The following is a 640-nucleotide window of genomic DNA, read 5'->3' on the forward strand; positions in this document are numbered from 1 at the left end:
TGGAGTTGTTCGGCTTGCCCACCTTGCTCAGGACGCCTCCTGGATGAGACCGACGTCGTTGCCGTCTGCGTCCTTCACGGAGGCGATCAGCGTGCCGCCCCCGACGTCCTGGATGTCCTGGACGGGATCCTCGTGCTGCCGGGGGCCGACGCTGCGGCCCGCGCGGCGTGCTCGACGTCCGCGCGCGTGATCAGCCCGTCGGGGCCCGAGCCCGACAGCTCCCGCAGGTCGAGCCCGTTCTCCCGGGCCAGCCTGCGCACGAGCGGCGAGATCACCGGCACGGGGCCGTCGGCCCGGTGCCCGGCATCGGCACCGGTCCCGTCCGCGACCGGCTCCTCTTCCCGTACGGGAGGACGGGTGGCCGTGACTGACCCGGCGGGCGCGGCGGGCGCCGAAGCGACGGCCGGGTCGGCGTCCGAGAGCCCGGCGTGACGGCTTCCCGGCGCTCCGGTCCCCGCCGCCCCAGCGGCCTTGCCGAGCCGGGCCGGGTCCGGCCCGCCGACGGACGACGAACCCGGTGACCGCCGCCCCGGGGCCGCCCCGGCCCCCGGGGAGACGAGGAGCCAGCCGGGCACCCCCCCGTCCGCCCCCCCGTCCCAAGCCTGGTCCGCTGTCCCCCGCGTCGCGCCGCGGGGCGTTC

Annotated in this window: 1 protein-coding gene; it reads right to left on the minus strand. The window is 78.0% G+C overall.

Translation table 11 applies throughout. From position 1 onward, the window contains the following. Positions 1–86: 86 nt before the first annotated feature. Positions 87–640 (minus strand): E3 binding domain-containing protein (locus tag O3Q52_RS54335; RefSeq protein WP_332113042.1); only part of this gene is annotated, 554 nt, incomplete at its 5' end.

Origin of the sequence: Streptomyces sp. ActVer (assembly GCF_027270795.1) — a bacterium.
In the GTDB taxonomy this organism is placed as follows: domain Bacteria; phylum Actinomycetota; class Actinomycetes; order Streptomycetales; family Streptomycetaceae; genus Streptomyces; species Streptomyces umbrinus_A.